The 17,864-nt window shown below is 33.7% G+C and carries 10 protein-coding genes and 2 pseudogenes; 4 read left to right on the forward strand and 8 right to left on the reverse strand.

Annotation, left to right across the window (positions count from 1 at the left end):
• Positions 1-7 precede the first annotated feature (7 nt).
• Positions 8-1,153, forward strand: a pseudogene (locus tag BVG17_RS09180) (IS3 family transposase).
• Between the two features lie 150 nt (positions 1,154-1,303).
• Here the strand turns inward: BVG17_RS09180 and mutS are convergent.
• Positions 1,304-3,799 carry a DNA mismatch repair protein MutS gene (gene mutS, locus BVG17_RS01615; RefSeq protein ID WP_063631184.1) on the reverse strand — a complete coding sequence of 832 codons (2,496 nt, stop codon included), beginning with the start codon at positions 3,797-3,799 and terminating at the stop codon, positions 1,304-1,306.
• 113 nt (positions 3,800-3,912) lie between these two features.
• Between mutS and BVG17_RS01620 the strand changes: the two genes are divergently transcribed.
• Positions 3,913-6,285: an ankyrin repeat domain-containing protein gene (locus BVG17_RS01620; protein ID WP_063631183.1), complete on the forward strand. Its 2,373-nt coding sequence runs from the start codon at positions 3,913-3,915 to the stop codon at positions 6,283-6,285.
• Positions 6,286-6,319: 34 nt separating this feature from the next.
• Here the strand turns inward: BVG17_RS01620 and BVG17_RS01625 are convergent, their stop codons facing one another.
• Positions 6,320-8,389 carry a heme lyase CcmF/NrfE family subunit gene (locus tag BVG17_RS01625; RefSeq protein ID WP_063631182.1) on the reverse strand — a complete coding sequence of 690 codons (2,070 nt, stop codon included), beginning with the start codon at positions 8,387-8,389 and terminating at the stop codon, positions 6,320-6,322.
• A gap of 161 nt (positions 8,390-8,550) precedes the next feature.
• Between BVG17_RS01625 and BVG17_RS01630 the strand changes: the two genes are divergently transcribed.
• Positions 8,551-9,792, forward strand: a complete 1,242-nt coding sequence (locus tag BVG17_RS01630; RefSeq protein WP_063631181.1) for a hypothetical protein — start codon at positions 8,551-8,553, stop codon at positions 9,790-9,792.
• A gap of 214 nt (positions 9,793-10,006) precedes the next feature.
• Here BVG17_RS01630 and radC read toward each other — a convergent pair whose 3' ends face one another.
• Positions 10,007-10,687: a RadC family protein gene (gene radC, locus BVG17_RS01635; protein ID WP_019078756.1), complete on the reverse strand. Its 681-nt coding sequence runs from the start codon at positions 10,685-10,687 to the stop codon at positions 10,007-10,009.
• A gap of 660 nt (positions 10,688-11,347) precedes the next feature.
• Here radC and BVG17_RS01640 point away from each other — a divergent pair.
• On the forward strand, positions 11,348-12,454 hold the full coding sequence (locus BVG17_RS01640; protein ID WP_063631180.1) for a D-alanyl-D-alanine carboxypeptidase family protein: 1,107 nt from the start codon (positions 11,348-11,350) through the stop codon (positions 12,452-12,454).
• Between the two features lie 32 nt (positions 12,455-12,486).
• Here BVG17_RS01640 and BVG17_RS01645 read toward each other — a convergent pair whose 3' ends face one another.
• The 5 genes and pseudogenes from BVG17_RS01645 to BVG17_RS01665 all read right to left on the reverse strand — a co-directional run bounded on the left by BVG17_RS01645 (position 12,487) and on the right by BVG17_RS01665 (position 17,861).
• Positions 12,487-13,845, reverse strand: a complete 1,359-nt coding sequence (locus BVG17_RS01645) for a DNA recombination protein RmuC (protein ID WP_063631179.1) — start codon at positions 13,843-13,845, stop codon at positions 12,487-12,489.
• A gap of 271 nt (positions 13,846-14,116) precedes the next feature.
• Complete coding sequence (locus tag BVG17_RS01650) at positions 14,117-15,277, reverse strand: porin (protein ID WP_007302847.1); 1,161 nt, start codon at positions 15,275-15,277, stop codon at positions 14,117-14,119.
• Between the two features lie 100 nt (positions 15,278-15,377).
• The gene (locus tag BVG17_RS01655; protein ID WP_007302848.1) at positions 15,378-16,181 is read right to left on the reverse strand and encodes a hypothetical protein; all 804 of its coding nucleotides are present in this window, start codon (positions 16,179-16,181) and stop codon (positions 15,378-15,380) included.
• Between the two features lie 174 nt (positions 16,182-16,355).
• Positions 16,356-16,991 (reverse strand): hypothetical protein, encoded by a 636-nt coding sequence (locus BVG17_RS01660; protein WP_241654127.1) that lies wholly within the window; start codon positions 16,989-16,991, stop codon positions 16,356-16,358.
• Between the two features lie 36 nt (positions 16,992-17,027).
• Positions 17,028-17,861 (reverse strand): annotated as a pseudogene (locus BVG17_RS01665) (IS5 family transposase).
• Between the last annotated feature and the right edge of the window lie 3 nt (positions 17,862-17,864).

Genomic DNA, 17,864 nt, shown 5'->3' on the forward strand with positions numbered 1-17,864 from the left:
GTGTGGTATGACAAAAAGAAAAGAATATACAGCAGAATTCAAAATTGAAGCTATAAGACTAGTAAAAGAAACAGGTCAATCATCAGCAAAAATAGCAAGAGATTTGGGTATTAGCGGTAAGCAGATGGGTAAAAACATACAATGATAGAATGTCTGGAGTAGATGCGTTTCCAGGAAAGGGGAAAGTAGCTCATTGTGACAAAGAAAAGTTTGATTTAAAGAAAGAGCTGGCAAGAGTAACGAGGGAAAGAGACATTTTAAAAAAAGCCCTGGGATATTTTGCAAACCAAAAAGAGTAAAATATTCTTTTATAAAAGAACATGAAAACTGCTATAAAATACGGGAATTATGCAGATTTTTGAACGTATCTGCTTGTGGTTATTATAAATGGATTACTAAGGAAAAAAACAACAAAAAATCAATAAGAGAAGAGCTCATACAAGATATTCAGAAGGTATATCGATCATCACAATGCAGATACGGAGCTCCTAAAATTCACGCTGAATTAAAGGCTTTAGGTAAAAATTATAACATCAAAACAGTGCAAAATATTATGCAGAAAAATGGCATTCAAGCTAAGCTTAGACGAAAGTTTAAAAGTAAAAAACCACAAATAGACAATAGAGTTATAACTCCTAACATATTAAATCAGAATTTCATCGCTGATCAACCTAACAAGATATGGGTAACTGATATTACGTACATAAAAACTAATGAAGGATGGTTATATTTGGCAGCAATAATAGATTTATATTCACGCATGGTGATTGGGTGGTCAATGAGTAATGCAGTAAATAGGCAATTAGTTATAGATGCGTTATTCATGGCTATTGGTAGGCGCAAATCTCCTAAAAATCTACTATTTCATAGCGATCAAGGATCGCAATACACCTCTAAAAATTATCAATTTTTACTAAGTACAAAAAATATTACTTCTAGTATGAGTCACAAAGGTTGTTGTTATGATAATGCTGTTTCAGAGAGCTTTTTTAGTTCACTTAAGAGAGAGTTACTCATTGATACTTCACAACACTCTGCACAACAAGCTAAAACCGCAATATTTGAATATATAGAAATTTTTTATAATAAACAGCGTAGACACTCTACTATTAACTATTGCATTCCTGAGCTTTTTGATTCATCATTCTCATAGCAAAAACGTCTTAACTTTCTGTCTACTTTTTCTGGGTAAGGTCAATAGATCAATGCTACGTTAATTCAGCTACTCAGAAAGCTGACTAAAATTAAAGCGCCATAGATTGCTAAAACTCCATAATTGTGGAGTAATATAATGTTACTTTCCTCAAGCCTTTAGCTCCTCAAATACTTCTCTTGCTCTGTTTAAAACAGAATCAGGAAAACCAGCAAGTTTTGCTACATGTATTCCATATGACTCATCTGCAATGCCTTCAATTACTTCATGTAGAAAGATAACCTCTCCGTTCCACTCTCTTATTTTTACACAAAAACATTTCACGTTCTTCAAGTATTTGCTTACTTTAGTTAATTCATGATAATGAGTTGCAAAAATGGCGCGGCACTTATTTACATTGTGAATATGTTCAATCACTGCCTGTGCAATAGATAATCCATCATACACTCCTGTGCCCCTACCAATTTCATCAAGTATCACCAAGGAACGATCTGTTGCCTGATTTACTATCGTTGCTGTTTCGATCATCTCTACCATGAAGGTAGAATAACCAGCTGTTATGTTATCCGTTGCGCCAACCCTGCTGAATATCTTGTCAATCACTCCAATATGTGCACTCTCTGCTGGCACAAATGATCCCATGTGAGCTAAAATTGCAATGAGAGCGTTTTGCCTCAAGAAAGTGCTTTTTCCAGCCATATTAGGACCAGTAATTAGATGTATACCAGCTAAATTGATGCTATTTGCAATGAATTTATCGTTAACTTCAACCACTGGATGCCTTCCGCTACAGATATTGAACTCTTTGCTGTCATCAATGATGGGTTTTACGTAATTATTTTGCACTGCAAGCTCTGCAAACGCGGTTCTAATATCAAGTTTTGCCAAAGCATTTGCAGCAAGAGCAATTTTTTCAGATTCTTTAGCGACTTCACTACACAGTTCACTAAAAATTTTCATTTCTAAGCCGATTGCAGCATCACGTGCCGTAAGAATTTTATTTTCTAATTCTTTCAATTCATTAGTAGTGTAGCGCATGCTATTTGCTAAGCTTTGCCTATGAATAAATATATCCGAAGTTATTTTGTGATTTGCCGACACTTCAACGTAATAACCAAGTATGTTGTTGTGTAATATTTTGAGTGCGGCAATGCCAGTTAGGTCGCGATAAGATTCACGGAGTTTGGTTATTAGTTTATTACTATTATTTAATATGTAGGATAACTCAGATAATTCTGAGTTGTATTTTGAGTGAATAAATCCTCCTTCTTTCACGGAACTGAGGTTATTATCAATTATAGCACTATTTAACAGTTCAAATAGGTCTTTATGATTGCCAAGGCTTTTATGTATTGTGCTTAGTTCACTCTCGTCTGATTTTACTGTCATTCCAGCGCGTGACGCTGGCTGGATTCCAGTTTGGATGACATATTGTTGTGGGAGAGATCCATTTTCACCTGATTCAATTTTACATAAGAACTCAGATAACTCTAAAGTTTTTCCTAGGCCTATTTTTAATAGGTTCATATCCTTTGGTGAACCACGACCTAGTATTAAGCGCGATAAAGACCTTTCAATATCCGGAATGTTAGATAATATCTCTCGTATTTTTCTGCGTGAATCATGATTATTTACAAAAAATTGAGCGGTGCTGAGCCTCAAATTAATTGCCTTAGAGCAAGCAAGGGGTGAAGCGAGCATTTGTTTGAGCAGGCGTCCACCAGAAGCTGTAACTGTATGATCAATAACTGAAATTAGTGAACCTTTCTTTTCACCAAATTGAGTTGAAAACAACTCAAGATTTCTCCTTGCTGAAGCATCAATAAGCATGAAATTTTGTTGCTTATAGGTTTTTGGGAATTCAAGCCTTGGAATGGAGCCCCTTTGTGTTACTCTGACATATTCAAGCAGTGCACCACACGCCATGATTTCTACTTTGCTGAAATTTCCTATACTCCCAAGTTCCCTGATTTTATAAAACTCGCATAACGTTCTGTGAGATTTACTATACTCAAAAAAACTCTGTGCGTGTTGTGTAATTGATATTTTATAATTTTTTAAAATCGATCTAATTTTTTCGTCCTCAATGAATTTTTCAGAAATTAATAATTCTCTTGGTGATATACGCAATAAATCACTATCTAGAGCCTTCAAACTCGTTAAAGTGTGAAAAAATTTTCCCGTCGATAATTCAAGCCAACTAATAGCATATTCGTCATTTTGTTCAACTATGGATGCGAGATAATTATTGCTTTTATCCTCCAGTAGTGAATCTTCGATAATTGTGCCTGGAGTGACAATTCGCACTACATCACGTTTTACTATGGATTTATAGCCCCTCTTTTTTGCTTCATCAGCAGTTTCTAATTGGTCACAGATTGCTACTTTGAATCCTAAATCTATTAGCTTGTGTAGGTAAGATTCGCTACTGTGTGCTGGCACTCCACACATTGGTATTTCTTGTCCATTTGAATTGCCCCTCTTGGTTAGAACTATATTCAGCAATTTCGCAGCTTTAATAGCATCATCGAAAAACAATTCATAAAAATCGCCCAGTCTATAAAACAATAGATGATCCTTGTATTGAGCTTTCAGGTTCAAATATTGCTCCATTACAGGGGTATTTTTTTCTCTTATTAAGTTCATAATATTTTTAAATATGTTAGCAGCAAACCACTTACTCTGGCATTAGTTATTTTATTATGGATCAATAATTTTTTTTAGCTATAGTACAAAAACAAATAGTTTGAGGTAGAACTATGGAAAATGAACAGTTGTTAAAAATATTAAGGACAGTAAATGCTAATAGTGATTTAAATGAAAACAATATAATTGAAAAAATAAAAGAGAAGTTAGAAAAAAAAGACTTAGACACATATGAAGAGTGGGAAGATAGTTTATTTAACATAAATTATACATTCGATGATCAAAGTACATTGTTACATATAGCTGCTAGAAATGATCTTGTAAATATAGCAGAGCTTTTAATAAAAAAAGGGATTAATGTTGATGCAAAAGATCAAGATGGGCATACTCCTTTGCATTGTGCTACTCACAGTGAACATAAAGAGATAGTAGAACTCCTGTTAGACAAGGGGGCTAATGTTGATGCAGCAGGTCAAGATGGACATACTCCTTTGACTCCTTTGCATTATGCTACTCTCAATGGACATGAAGAAATAGTAGAACTCCTGTTAAACAAGGGGGCTAATGTTGATTCAGTAGGTTGCGCTGGGGGTACTGTATTACATCATGCTGTTTCTGCTGAAAACTGCAAAACGGAAATAGTAAAAAAACTCATAGAAAAGAAGGAAGCTAATGTTAACATAGCGGATGAATACGGGCGTACTCCGTTATGCTGGGCTATTAGAAATGGCTATTCAGAAGTAGCAAGAATTCTACTTGAAAACAAAGCAGATCCTTTATTGGGACATAAGAGTTTTTACACATTAAAGCTCTTGGTTGAATTAATAAAAAATGATTTTAAGCACTCTAAGAAAGCAGAAAAAACACAGCAACAAGAGGATGATGAATATGAATTGATTAAATACTCATTGCTACTTCGCAATGACTGCTCTTTAACTGATGTTGTTGAAAGAAGCGCATTTAGTAAGGTGATATCTACTTGGCTTGCTGATATGTCCAACTTAACAGAAAGCCAGAAAGAGTTGAATAAAAAATTTTTAAGCATTTTTAAAGATTTTCCACATGTTATCTATAAGGATTATAAGAACGATGTTGAAAAAATTAAAAAATTTTTACTAGATCATAAAAGTAATCAAGATCTAAAAACCATCCTCAACCTTAAAAGAGGGGAATTTAAACTGACAATACTGCATATTCTATCAAGTATAGAATGTAGTAGTTCAGAAGAATTCCTGGATTTACTATTGAATTCAAGTGCTGATCCTAATGCACAGGATGAAATAGGAAGAACGCCTTTGCATTATGCTACTCGTTTTGGTCATTGTGATACAATTATCAAATTGCTTCTAAGGAAAGGAGCTAATCTTGATATAAAGGATAAAAAAGGTAAAACCCCAATAGAATTTGCAGTTAATAATCCCAACCTTAATATTAAAGAGTACTTTTTAACTGATGACGTTATTTATGGAACTTTTCGTAAAAAAACACAAACTGACTATAATGGAAAAAAGTATTTGTGCAAAAGTGCAAATCTATGGGGGGAGGATTTTCTGCTAGATGGGCAAAATCCAGATAAATATTTTTGTGAATTAGATGAAGTTCAAGACATAAATCAGCTAGAACAGGTTGTGAATGAAGCTATAGAATCTGGGGTAAGGTTCAATCTTACTTGTGAGGGAAATATATATGAAAATACTTATGAGAATAAGTATAATTTTACAGATTATGTAATAAGAAGAATTAGTGAATTAAAGATTTTTCAAGTTGAAAGGGACATAGAAGTTGCTAGTCGCATAGTATGTAATTTGGTAAAAAGAGGTGCAGTATTTGAAACTCTAAGTAGTATAATTGTAATTGATAAACTAGAGAAGTTTAAAGACCACAAAGCTAATCTGAAAGAAGCACGTAAAAGCTATATACATTATTCTCTAAGGTTTTTGGAAGCTGCAAAAAACGCAACTACTGGCAAGGTAAAAGAGGCAAAAATGGACAACTTCACTTTCTACTTGAAATACTCAAAGAATAGTATAGTCGAGGTTGCAAAAATCATAAATGGAACAGATGAAAGCACAGAATTTCGAAGAGACGTGATAGCAATCGGTGAAAGCGAGATAGAAATTTTAACGGAAGGTGGGGTAAGAAATTATACTGACCTTATAGGTAATATAGTACTGACTTTTCATACTGATTTGGGAAAAGTAGATGCTAGATTGTATTCTGATGTGCAAGATGAAGGAAAAATTATAGTAGAAGTGAGTAACAAGGAGGAAATATTGGAAAAGTTTAAAAATTATAAAGAAGAGTTAGGTGAGAACTGCTTGCTTGGTGGTTCTTCTGTCTACGACGCTATTAAGCAGGGATATTTTAAAAGGCTTAAGGAAGTAGATTCCATATACCGTGTAAGTTCTTCATTAGAAAATATATCTTTATTTCCTGTTGTACAACAGGACATAGAGAAAATTCGCTCGCGAGATTGTGTTACTTAGCTTAAGTTTAAATTGCCAAAAAATGCAAACTTCATCATACTGAAGGAACTACTTTTTTGCTAGAAGAAAAAGCAGCAAGTAGTGAACCAAAGGCGATGAGAAAAGATCCAAGCCAAATTATAGACATTCCTGGTTTATAGTGTACTTTGGCTGCGATTTTGCTTTTATTCTTGTCAATTTCACCAATAACAACATAGATATCAGAAAATAAACTGTGATAAATGCTGCTTTCAACATTTTTTTGACCTTCTGCAAGGTAAAATCTATATTCAGGAGTTACCTCACCTATTACCTTACTATTAAGCAAATTCCTGATATCCATTGTACCTCTTACTGCATGGAAGTTTTTTTCTTTTATAAATTCAATGTTTCGTAAAGTGACTTTGAATTTATTGACTGTTATGCTGTCTCCTATTCCCAAGTAGTTTTCTTTTTTTTCCTGCCAACCTACTGAGCAGGCTATACCAAGCACAAGGATTGCCACTCCAGCATGAGCGAGCATCATTGCATAGTAAGAATTAGAAACTCTTCTTGCGAGTAAAATTGACTTACTAAATTCTACCTTAAACAAACAAATTCTTTTGCTATATGCTTCCAAAACAAAAACTAACAATATTATAGAGATGCTAATTGATAGCACAATCATCAGTTCCATATGAAAGATAAACGGCAAAATAGCTGCAGCACTACAAAATGAAAATCTATATTCACGGAATATTGGCAATAGACTATTTCCCTGCCAACTGCAGTATTGCCCTATCATGGTGAGTACTAGAATAGCTAGTGCAATAGAGTTAAATAAAGAATTGTAATATGGTGCTCCAACTGAAATTAATTCACCGGTTAAATACTCAAGCACTGTAGGGTATAAAGTGCCAACGAACACGATGAAAAAGGCAGTGATGAATAATAAATTGTTCATCAGCATCATCGTAAGGCGTGAAAAGAATCTTCTACCTTCTGTCACTTGAGTAGCAGATTTCTTTTCAGATTCCAATATCGAATACTGGAAAGATGTGTGATTCTTTCTCGTAAACACTACAAATATTACTAAGCTACTGACTGTGATTACACCAAGTAGAGCTAATATATACAGTCCATATCTTGGGTCATCTGCAAACGTGTGCACTGAGGTAAGTATTCCTGAGCGGACTAGAAATGTTCCAGTCGCACTCAATATAAAAGTTGTAAGCGTAAGTAAAATAGCGAAATTCCTTAAAGTATTGAAATTTCGTACAACGAGCAACAAATGTGTCAGCGCCACTGCAATTAACCAAGGCATCAAAGAAACGTTTTCCACTGGATCCCAGAACCAAAATCCACCCCAACCGAGTTCACGATATGCCCACCAGCTACCCAAGCTGATGCCCAAAGTGAGCAGCGACCAAGAAATAAGTACCCAAGGCTTGACAATTTTAGCCCAAACATTTCCTTCAGTATTTGCAATTAATCCAGCTATAGAGAGCGAAAAAGGCACGCTAAATCCAAGGTACCCCAAATATAATACCGGTGGATGAATAGCAAGGCCTATATCCTGCAATATCGGATTAAAACCAAGACCATCTGTTTCGATGTCTGGCATTTTAGTGAAGGGGTTTGATTCAAGTAAAGTGAACAGTAAAAAACAAAAGCAAATCAGCCCATGAGTGATAAGAGATATTTTTTTTAATTTACTGCCATTAGTTCGTTCTGGTGTCATACAAGTAGCTGACACTGGAATCCAGTTTTTATTACACTGCCATTTGATGTACTCATTTGCAATTAAATTCCAGTGTCTGGGCACTGGGATGACAGAAGGTATATAAATATCCATTAGTAATAAATACATGACAAGCACTAAGGTCCAAAGCAACATAGACCCTTCTTTATTTCCCCAAACACCACAAATCTTATAGATCAAAGGTTTTGTTGTGTGTGAGTGGTAATATACGTTTTCAAGTGAGAAATCATTTTTAATGTGGCAGTAGATCAAAATAGCCATTGATGTTGATACACAAAAAAATATGGCATTGGTGATAAATCGATAAGAATTGAGCGGTAAAAATAAGTATGTTAATGACAACAAACAAGCTACCAAAAGTAGTATATTTCCAAGCTCAGGCATGAATTATAGTTATTTATATAAATATTACTGATAACAAACTAGGAGTTAAAGTTTTAATATAGGAACAAAGCTAATCTTCAATTATATTAATAGTAAGTAAAAATTAAACATTAAGCTTTTATACTTTATATTATATAACATTAATATTGTGAGGTAATATTATGGGCACAACTAAGATTAGTGAATTTCTATTCAATATAAAAGGTAAAGTGGCAAAACAACATGATGAACCAATAATTGAAAAAAATCTCTATACTATTTTAGGATTCAAAGATGTAGAAGATTTCGAACATAAGACAAGTAAGTCCGTTAACAAAAAAATTTGGCAGCTATTTATTGATTGCTTTACAAAGGAAATAGATTATGTAGCAACTAAGCAAGTTGTAAAAAACGTTGTTTGTAATATTGCCAAAAGTGCCCAAGGCAATGCTTTTACTGAAGCTGAAAGCTTAATCTTAAACGAAAAACAAGATAATAAAAAGAGAGAAAGAGCGATTAAAAAAGCTACTAGTATTTTAAAAAAAATCAATCCAGAAAAAGCCTTCTATGAACTTTCAGTAATAAAAAAACAAGCCGAAGATTTTTTACAAACCGATTTTTATAAGGCGCAGAGCAAACCACTGCCAGGATTTGCTCCATCTGGTGCGCAGCTTTTTGCGGAAACTTTGAAATATATAGAAACACTAGAAAAATTATCAGAAGTTAAAAAGGAAGATTTAACTAAGAGTTTCCTATTAAATTATATTAGTTCACTGAACAAAAAGTATCCTAAATCACAAGGTAAAAGGGAAGATGCTATACGAATACTATCAAGCGATGAGTTGAAAAGTTTTTATAATAAAGGTGTAGAGGAAGGAATACTACAACCGCTGGTATCATATAAAGAATGCAGAAATCTGTATGATAAAATGAGCAAAACAAAGAATGAATGTATAATCAAAAAAGAAGAGCAGGAGAAAGCAAGTAAGTCAATAACCAGTATAATTAGTGACATAAAAAAATGTAGAGAAGCAGTCCTTAGTTGCAAAAATTTTCAGAGCTCCTACATAAAAGAAAAAGCAGAGCATCCATTTAGAGGCAATGCATGTCAAAAAATGATTGATATATATCAAGAGAGAATTGCTGGATATCAGGAAAAAATTCGTCAAAACCTAAACCAAATAAGAGCAATATTAAAAGATACGCCGCAAGATGTGGAAGAATTCGAAGAAATAATCAATTGCGCACATGAAGCAGAGCAGTATGATGAAATTTTTGATTCGGCTTTAATTTGTTTACCGAACATACAGAATAAGCTAGATATTCAACCAGAAAATCCCCTAACAGAACTCAGAGCTTCACAAATTAACTTTGAAATTGAGCTAACTAGGCTCTGTGAACAAAATATTAGAGTAAGCATGTGAGTGCTTCAACAAAATTCAAAAAACCAACAAAGACCTCATAAGTCTTATCAAAACAGGAGATTTCTAATAGTGGCAAATACCATGTATTTCTTTCAATTTGCCACTACCTAAATCACACATTGTCTTCCAGAAGGAAAATTTTTGTTCCACTGGCAACCACCTCATGTATAGCTTTACTTCCATAATAAGAAAAATGGCAAAAGTAATTTTAGATCTACTCTAATAAAAGCCTATTTTCCTTGAAACTAAAATAGCTACTAAACGTGATAATAATATGATCTATTAATTCTATTCCTATGCTTTTGCAAGCTTCTGCAAGCTGTCTGGTGAGAAACATATCGCTACTTGAAGGTTGTATATCTCCACTTGGGTGATTGTGGGATATTACAATCGATGTTGAGCCAATCAAAAGAGCGCGTCTTATGATCTCTCTAACGTAAATAGGAGTTTGATCTACTGTACCAAAGTTCTGCAGATCTTCCGCTATTAGACGATATCTTTTATTCATATAGATGACGCGAAAATTTTCTTTATTAAGGCTTCCTATACTTACTTTTAAATAATCAAGCAAATTTTCCCAGTTATTGATTATAGGTAGGTCCTTTATTTCTTCTCGTGCAGAACGAACAAAAGCCTGTTTCACACAAAAGATAGCAGATATGGCTGCATTATTAACTCCTTCAATATTTTGCAGTGCTTCTAAATCGGCATTAAAAACTTTATTTAAACTGCCCAAATTTTCTATCAAACTCTTTGCTACTGGCTTTACATCGATTCTACTATATGCTGAATATAAAATGTGTTCTAAAATCTCATAATCAAGCAATGATTGTCCGTTATCTAAAATAATTCTCTCTCTTAGGCGCTTTCTATGACCTTTTTTGTAATCTTTCATTATTCATGAATTGCTTATCTCTTATAATAAGAAATTGAATTTTTAAGTAAAATATTTAATAAAACACATGAAGCATAATTGTAAATTTTTGAAGACAGCAAATGGTGTCATGAAAGTAGCTGACACTGTCCTCCATCCAAGAGGGTGTCATTCCAGTGCTTGACACTGGAATCTAGCCTTTCTGAAATCTCACCGAAAATGTTGCAACCACTTTCTATGCTAGTTTGCTTGCTCATAAGCTAAACTTTCCTGGATTCCAGTGTCAAGCACTGGGATGACACCTCAAATATTAATAAATTTACCAAGCAAAAAAAAAGGCAAAAAAATCCCCGTGTAACGAGTTTTGACCCTATAATAATGTAAATTGGCGCTGTAATAATGTGCTAACGCTTAAAATAAGCGCGTTTTGGCTGAATGTAGAAAAAATAAAAAGACATGCAGCCGCTATAATTTTTATGTAATTTGCCAATAAATATCTGAGTTTTTTACTGAATTTTTGTTGTTGAACCCGCGCGGATCGAAAACAAGGATAAATACTCTTATTGTCATAATAAGGGGGCTGGCGCAGTTTGTCAAGGAAGTTTTATGCAAGAGATCTATTGAAATGCTCGTGCAAAATCATACTATTAATTAGTACACTATAAATTTAAAATTATAAATATGTTAAGCAAACTAGTAACTTTGCTATTAATTTTTATATTTCCTTTTTACTCATACTCATATCAGTTTAGAACCAAAGCAAAGCAAGCAATTGTCTTAGATTTAGCTTCAGACTCGTTCATTTTTGAACACAATTCCAGGGAAAAAATGGCCCCATCTTCAATGAGCAAGTTAATGACTTTATATGTAGCTTTTGATTATCTAAAAGCTGGAATAATAAATATGGAAGATAAATTTCGAGTAAGTAGAAAAGCATGGGAAAGGAAAGGCTCTTCTATGTTTTTGAAAGAAGGTCAATTTGTTACGGTAAAAGAACTACTTGAAGGAGTTACAATTGCCTCAGGTAATGATGCATGCATAGTGCTAGCCGAGGGTATCGCAGGATCAGAAGAGAATTTTGTTGCTGAAATGAATGAAGTTGCACAAGATTTGAATCTTAATGATAGTCATTTTGTTAACTCAAGTGGATGGCCAGATGAAAACCATTTTATGAGCGCAAAAGACTTGGTAACACTGGCAAAAAGGATTTTTACTGATTTTCCTAAATACTATGATCTATTCTCTGAACAATATTTGACATATAACGATATTGTACAAAAAAATAAAAATCTTTTACTTTTCCATGATATTGGAGTTGATGGTCTAAAGACAGGTCATACGAGTGCTGGTGGTTATGGCATTATATCATCTGCAAAACGGAACGATAGAAGAATTTTTGCTGTCGTGAATGGTTTGGACACCGAGAAAGAGCGAATAGAGGAAGCAAAAAGACTAATACAATATTCCTTAAATCATTTTAATACCAAGAAAATATTTGCTAAGGATAGCGTAGTTGAAGAAATAAATATTGTTTATGGAAAAGATAAAAAAGTGCCCGTTACAGTTGCAAACGATGTTACCATAACTTATAACCGCAGATTACATGATAAAATTAAAGTGCGTATTGAGTATAAAGATATGGTACCCGCACCAATTAAAAAAGGTCAAGAAGTAGGCAAAATTTTTGTAGAAATACCTGGTACTGAGCAACAAACTATACCTGTTTATGCAGCAAATGATGTGCAGGAATTGAGCTATATAAAAAAAATTTTTAGAAAGTTGTTTTAATCAGCAAATGTAAGTTAAGGAGACCTGAAATACTAATCTACTTTCAACCCCTCAGCATGTAAACTGCGTGGTAAAGATTCCAACTCTTTTGCAGCAGTGAGTTCTTTATTTTTTGCATGTATACCAAGCTTATTGAATTCTCGGACAGCAGGAAACACTCTTGCCTCAAGCGAACCAGCAGTTTTATTGTAATGATCAACAGCACTTTTTAAGCTTCTGCGTAAATTATCAAAATTTTCGCCCATTGTGCAGATTCGCTCATATAAAATATGGCCTAGTTCACTTATTTTCTTTGCATTTTCAGCTATCATCTCTTGCTTCCATCCATAGGCTACTGCCCTAAGTAGCGCAATTAGAGTGATTGGTGTTGCAATAATTACTTTTTTTTCTATTCCAATTTCTATCAAAGCTGGTTCACATTCTAGTGCTGCGCTGAAAACCCCTTCTCCTGTTAAAAAAAGCACCACAAGCTCTGGCGTATTTTCAAATTGGTTCCAATATTCCTTTCTGCCTAGATCATTTATATGTTTTTTTATTGCCAGAGAATGATTCTTCAATTTTTCCTTTTGTATCTGTAAATCATTTTGCGACATAGCATCCATGTAAGAATCAAGTGGTACTTTAGCATCTATTATTATTTGCTTTCCTGATGGCATTTTTACTATTAAATCAGGACGTAACAAATTGTCCTCATTTTTATCAATTACTGAGGCTTGAGTAAAAAAATCGCAATATTCAATCATTCCCGCCATTTCTACCACTCTTTTGAGCTGCATTTCACCCCATTTGCCCCTAATGTGAGGCTTCCTCAGGGCGTTAGCAAGGCTAGAAGTTTGGTTCATTAATGATCCAATTTGCTCTTTTAAACCCTCATAGGCCCCTACCCTCTCTTTTTCTAGCTCACGTATTTCGCTGTCGAATTTTTCTAATTTTTCTTTTATTGGAGTGACAACTTCGTTGATCGTTGCTTGCCTTTTTTTGAAGTCACTTTCTGTTTCTTTTAGTTTACTATCGATTACTTCCTTCGCTAAATTCAGAAAATTATTATTGTTTACCTGCAAAGCATCAAGAGAGAGAGCTTTAAAAGTGTTTGTAAGCCTCTCCTCTGCTTTTGTCAGTAAATCCATCTCTTTTCTCTTTTCCTCACGTTCTTTTTGCAAAATTACTTCAAGCTCTGCATTCCTAACTTTCAAATCAACTATTTCCTCATCCTTATTCAGTAAAGTTCGCTTTGTCTCTTGAAGATCATGCTCTACCCTACATAAATTATTCTCAAGATTTGCTAATTTTACTTTCTCCTCACTTAATTTTCTGTTCTTTCTTGCAATGATATAGAGAAATAGTAGTAAAAAAAGGAAATTCAATATAAAAGCTATGGAATTGAAAAGCATCAGAACACAGAAAAAACCGCACTCACAATACTATCTAATTTTTTTATATATAAAAAAGAAAAAAGAGCACCTGAAGAGATGCGCTTACTGAAGGGTTCGGTTTGCTAATTAATAACCGTTTTCTCCTACACTTGGATTAGTAACAGAATGTCTTTTTATTGAAAATCTTATGTAATAGTTATTTTTATAATATCAAATAGCACATATATTAACAATTCAATTTTACTCTCATTATTTACCACATTACAACACTTATACACCGTTTATTTCATTAAAAACTTAGCTTCAGCCCAGCCAAAAGCACATACCCGGAGTTATTACTTTCGATTTCAGGTTCTTTGGTACTAAATTTTACAATATCGAAGTAGTATGAAGTGCCAAGAGCTAATGGATATTCAAGACTGAAAGCCTGTGATGTTAATTCGTTTGTACCTTTGCCTACAATATCCCTGCTACTACTAAAATATGTTAAGCTCACTTTACGAGAATCAGAATGATAAGCAACACCTGCATTTATATAATTCATATTACTTGTTTCAGGACTACGTTTCTCACCAGATTTACCGCCATTACCGTACGAAAAAATGCAATCAAGTTCAAAAAGTTTTAGCTTCAAGCCAAAATTCCAGTGTAGCAATTGATTACGGCATTTATAATTTTCAGAAGTACCATCCGAGCAATCAGTTAAATTTTCTCTTGCAAACTCACCAGTAAAAGCAGTAGTAAAATTTATTTCATCTGATAAGCCATTTTTATAGGAAAGACCAGCGGCTATTAGATTGTTATATTGCAAATTATTTTTTCCTGGAACATAACTGAGTCCAAGTTGAAAGTTATAGATTTCAGGAGAAATATAGTTTATCGTTGGCTGTTTTAACTTCAGCTCTAGTCCATTATAGTCGCTGTAAATATTGGGTTTTACCCAAAATACCTCATCTTTATCATACCCAGGATCATTATCTTTTTTTTCATTACCGCGCAAATTTGAGTAATTTGTCCAATGACCATTTATTCCTCCGGCAGCTGTGTAAATTTTTGAAGTGTTAATTAACATACTCTGACTAACTAAACTTCCTTTACCATATTCAATTGATCCAAATTCCTGGTTCTTTATGATAAAATACCACTTCTCCATTTCTAACTTTTCTATGTCTAGTGCCTTTAAGTTTGCAATACCAGAAACTCCTACCTTAACATTAAACCCCAGTTGTGTATTTGGATAAACTTGCTGCAAATAAAGAAAGCGCAGGTCTGAATAGCTTGAGGTCTTGTCTTTTGTAGAGCTAAAAGAATCTTTATTGAAAGCGTAGCCAAATCTTAAATCTACTTTTCCATCTAGTTCTACATAAAACATCTCCTTATCCAGAATTACCCTAGCGTTAGCACTTCCTCCCACAAGTAATGATAAAAATAGTGTGATTAGTAACCTCATAGGTAAGCTTAAATTCTTAATATAAGCTTAACAGAAATAAAAAACAATCCTTATATTGTGTAGAACTTAGATACTACAAACCAATTAATGACAAAAGCGTTTAAGCATTCTTCACACTATGTTTTTGAATTATATTTCCATAAATAATTGATATGCTTGATAGTTTTCGCTTTAATAACTGCTTGTTAATGGAAGAATGTATACGATTAACTATTTTAGATGTGTTATTTGCATCACAGTTCATCAAAATAAAAAGTACCTTATTCTCATCAATACATCCTAAAAAATCATCACTACGGCAATTTTTATAAAAATGTTCTATGATAATTTTTAGTGTATCATTTTCCTTATTACAACTGCTGTTTAAACCTATTATTCCTATAACTGCATTAATTTGATATTCAAAGGCAAAATTCAATATGACATATAACTCCAAAATCGTTGAATCATTGTCTGGTATATCAAACAAGTTGTGTTTTCTATATTTCTTACCCATCAGATATTTATCCCTAAACATTGCTAGCTTATGAAACAGGCTAATGTCACGTATCAATAGCTCATAATTAATCTTGCTATTAGTAAATTGCGTTGTGCGAAAAACTTTTACCTTTGTTTTTATATCTTCTCCTTTAGCGTCGATTAAAGAAAAGCCTATCACTTTTGGCAATATATCGGGCAAATCGCGCCCATCTTCAGTATACTCCAAATAGCTTTTCATATCTTCAGCTGCTCTTGCACTTAAAATATTGATTAACGGCTTATTAAGTAAATTCCCTTCTTCACATTTTAATAAATTCCTTGCTGCTTGATTGAGTCCCAAGATTAACACGTTTTTTTTCTCATTATCCTGAGAAACAGATATCACAGCATCATCTTTCCTTCTTGCCGTTATAAAATCTTCCATGCTTTCATTCTATAAAATGTATTTACCAGTATAATAAAGTTGTATTAAGATTTATTTACCTATTGATATACTTAATCAAGTATAGGCAAGCATAACATAACCAGCTATTTCTAAGTGATGATAAAGGAAGCAAAATTACAAATGTAATTTTGCTTGTTTTCTTTAATACCTTCATCACAACAACTGATTTTGCTGTATTGGATTAGATGGTTGAATATAACCTAAACTACTGTGACACGATTCTTCGTATGACGGTGGTGATGAACACGATTCCTCGTATGAAGGTAGTAGTTCCTCAAGCGGTGCTGAAGGTTGTACTTTTTCATAATTGTCAGAAGGAAAATTGTCTGATTCTTTATTATTAGTTGCTTTATCCATACATTTTACTGGTTGCTCTATATAGTCTTGTATTTCTTTTGTAAAACTATGATTTAGATAACAACTTGTTAAGTAAGCTACACCTGCTACTGTGAGTGCTAATGATGCAAAAACTAAAGGTGAAGCTCCTATACACCTAAAAACCTTTACTTTATACATACTCATATGAGCAGGTGGGTCAATGGTTGTTGCTAAAAAAATAAAAAAACCAAGTGAAAAAAATATTAACAAGCAAATTCCACCCAATGAACAAGATCCTAACGCTACTTCTTTTAATGATTTTTCGTTTTTCTTTTTATTATTAAGGCTTCGATACATTTTATTAACGTTAGTATTGCTAATATAATCTTCTAGTTCTTTTAAAATTTGAGTCTTTAACTCTTCAATCTCATTATCTATTAACGAATAGTATTTTTTATACCGCTGCTTCAATTGAACGTCTAAGAGGTTGTCCGGAAACTAGTAAACTCAAGCATATTTCCTACTTAACATAACTTTACTCATAGCCAGATATATGAAACTTTCAGTAGATGTTGTAAGTAAATCGTACTCCTTTGATAGTCTTCTATTTCTATTGATCCAAGCAAAAGTCCTCTCTACCACCCACCTTCTCGGCTGTACTGAAAATCTAGGATCCCGTTGTGGCAATAGTTCTAGTGGTGTATCTTTATGCACCCAAAACCTACATGGAGGCCTTTTCACAATTTCAATGTCTATCCCATATTCCTCCTCTATATGGGTTTTTAAATCTTTTCCTTGGTACCCCATATCAGCCCACATTTTCTTAATATTGCTGTATTTTTTCTTCATATTGTCCAATGCCATCTTCACCCCATCTCTGTCATTTTCGCTTGCAGCTCCTACATAGCAACCAAGCACAAATCCTTGAGTATCTGTGATTATATGTCTTTTTCTCCCCCTTTACCTTTTTTGCACCATCATAACCTTTGATCCCCCTTTTTCCGTGGTTTTTACCGACTGACTGTCCACTATGCATCCGCTCGGCTCTTCATTTCTTCCCATTTTTGACCTACTATATTTAGTGATATCATAGTTCATTTTCTCAAAAATCCTCTGTTTCTTCCATTGCCTAAACTGCTCATATACAGTCTTCCATAGCGGAAAATCATTTGGTAAATACCGCCATTGGCACCCTGTACGCAATATATAGAAAATTCCCTCTAACATTTTTCTTTTACTATATTTTGGCGGTCTTCCTCCTTTTTTGTATGATACTCTGAAGTACTTCTCTATTTGTGCCCACTCCCTTTCACTTAGATCTGTTGGATACTTTTTTCTCATCTT

It is taken from the genome of Wolbachia endosymbiont of Laodelphax striatellus, from assembly GCF_007115015.1.
GTDB lineage: Bacteria > Pseudomonadota > Alphaproteobacteria > Rickettsiales > Anaplasmataceae > Wolbachia.

Bases quoted from the DNA above. Each gene is read 5' to 3' on its own strand.
- radC (WP_019078756.1), bottom strand. From the start codon at position 10,687: ATGAAAGATTACAAAAAAGGTCATAGAAAGCGCCTAAGAGAGAGAATT.
- BVG17_RS01655 (WP_007302848.1), bottom strand. From the start codon at position 16,181: ATGGAAGATTTTATAACGGCAAGAAGGAAAGATGATGCTGTGATATCT.
- BVG17_RS01640 (WP_063631180.1), top strand. From the start codon at position 11,348: ATGTTAAGCAAACTAGTAACTTTGCTATTAATTTTTATATTTCCTTTT.
- BVG17_RS01625 (WP_063631182.1), bottom strand. From the start codon at position 8,389: ATGCCTGAGCTTGGAAATATACTACTTTTGGTAGCTTGTTTGTTGTCA.
- BVG17_RS01645 (WP_063631179.1), bottom strand. From the start codon at position 13,845: ATGCTTTTCAATTCCATAGCTTTTATATTGAATTTCCTTTTTTTACTA.
- BVG17_RS01630 (WP_063631181.1), top strand. From the start codon at position 8,551: ATGGGCACAACTAAGATTAGTGAATTTCTATTCAATATAAAAGGTAAA.
- BVG17_RS01620 (WP_063631183.1), top strand. From the start codon at position 3,913: ATGGAAAATGAACAGTTGTTAAAAATATTAAGGACAGTAAATGCTAAT.
- BVG17_RS01650 (WP_007302847.1), bottom strand. From the start codon at position 15,277: ATGAGGTTACTAATCACACTATTTTTATCATTACTTGTGGGAGGAAGT.
- mutS (WP_063631184.1), bottom strand. From the start codon at position 3,799: ATGAACTTAATAAGAGAAAAAAATACCCCTGTAATGGAGCAATATTTG.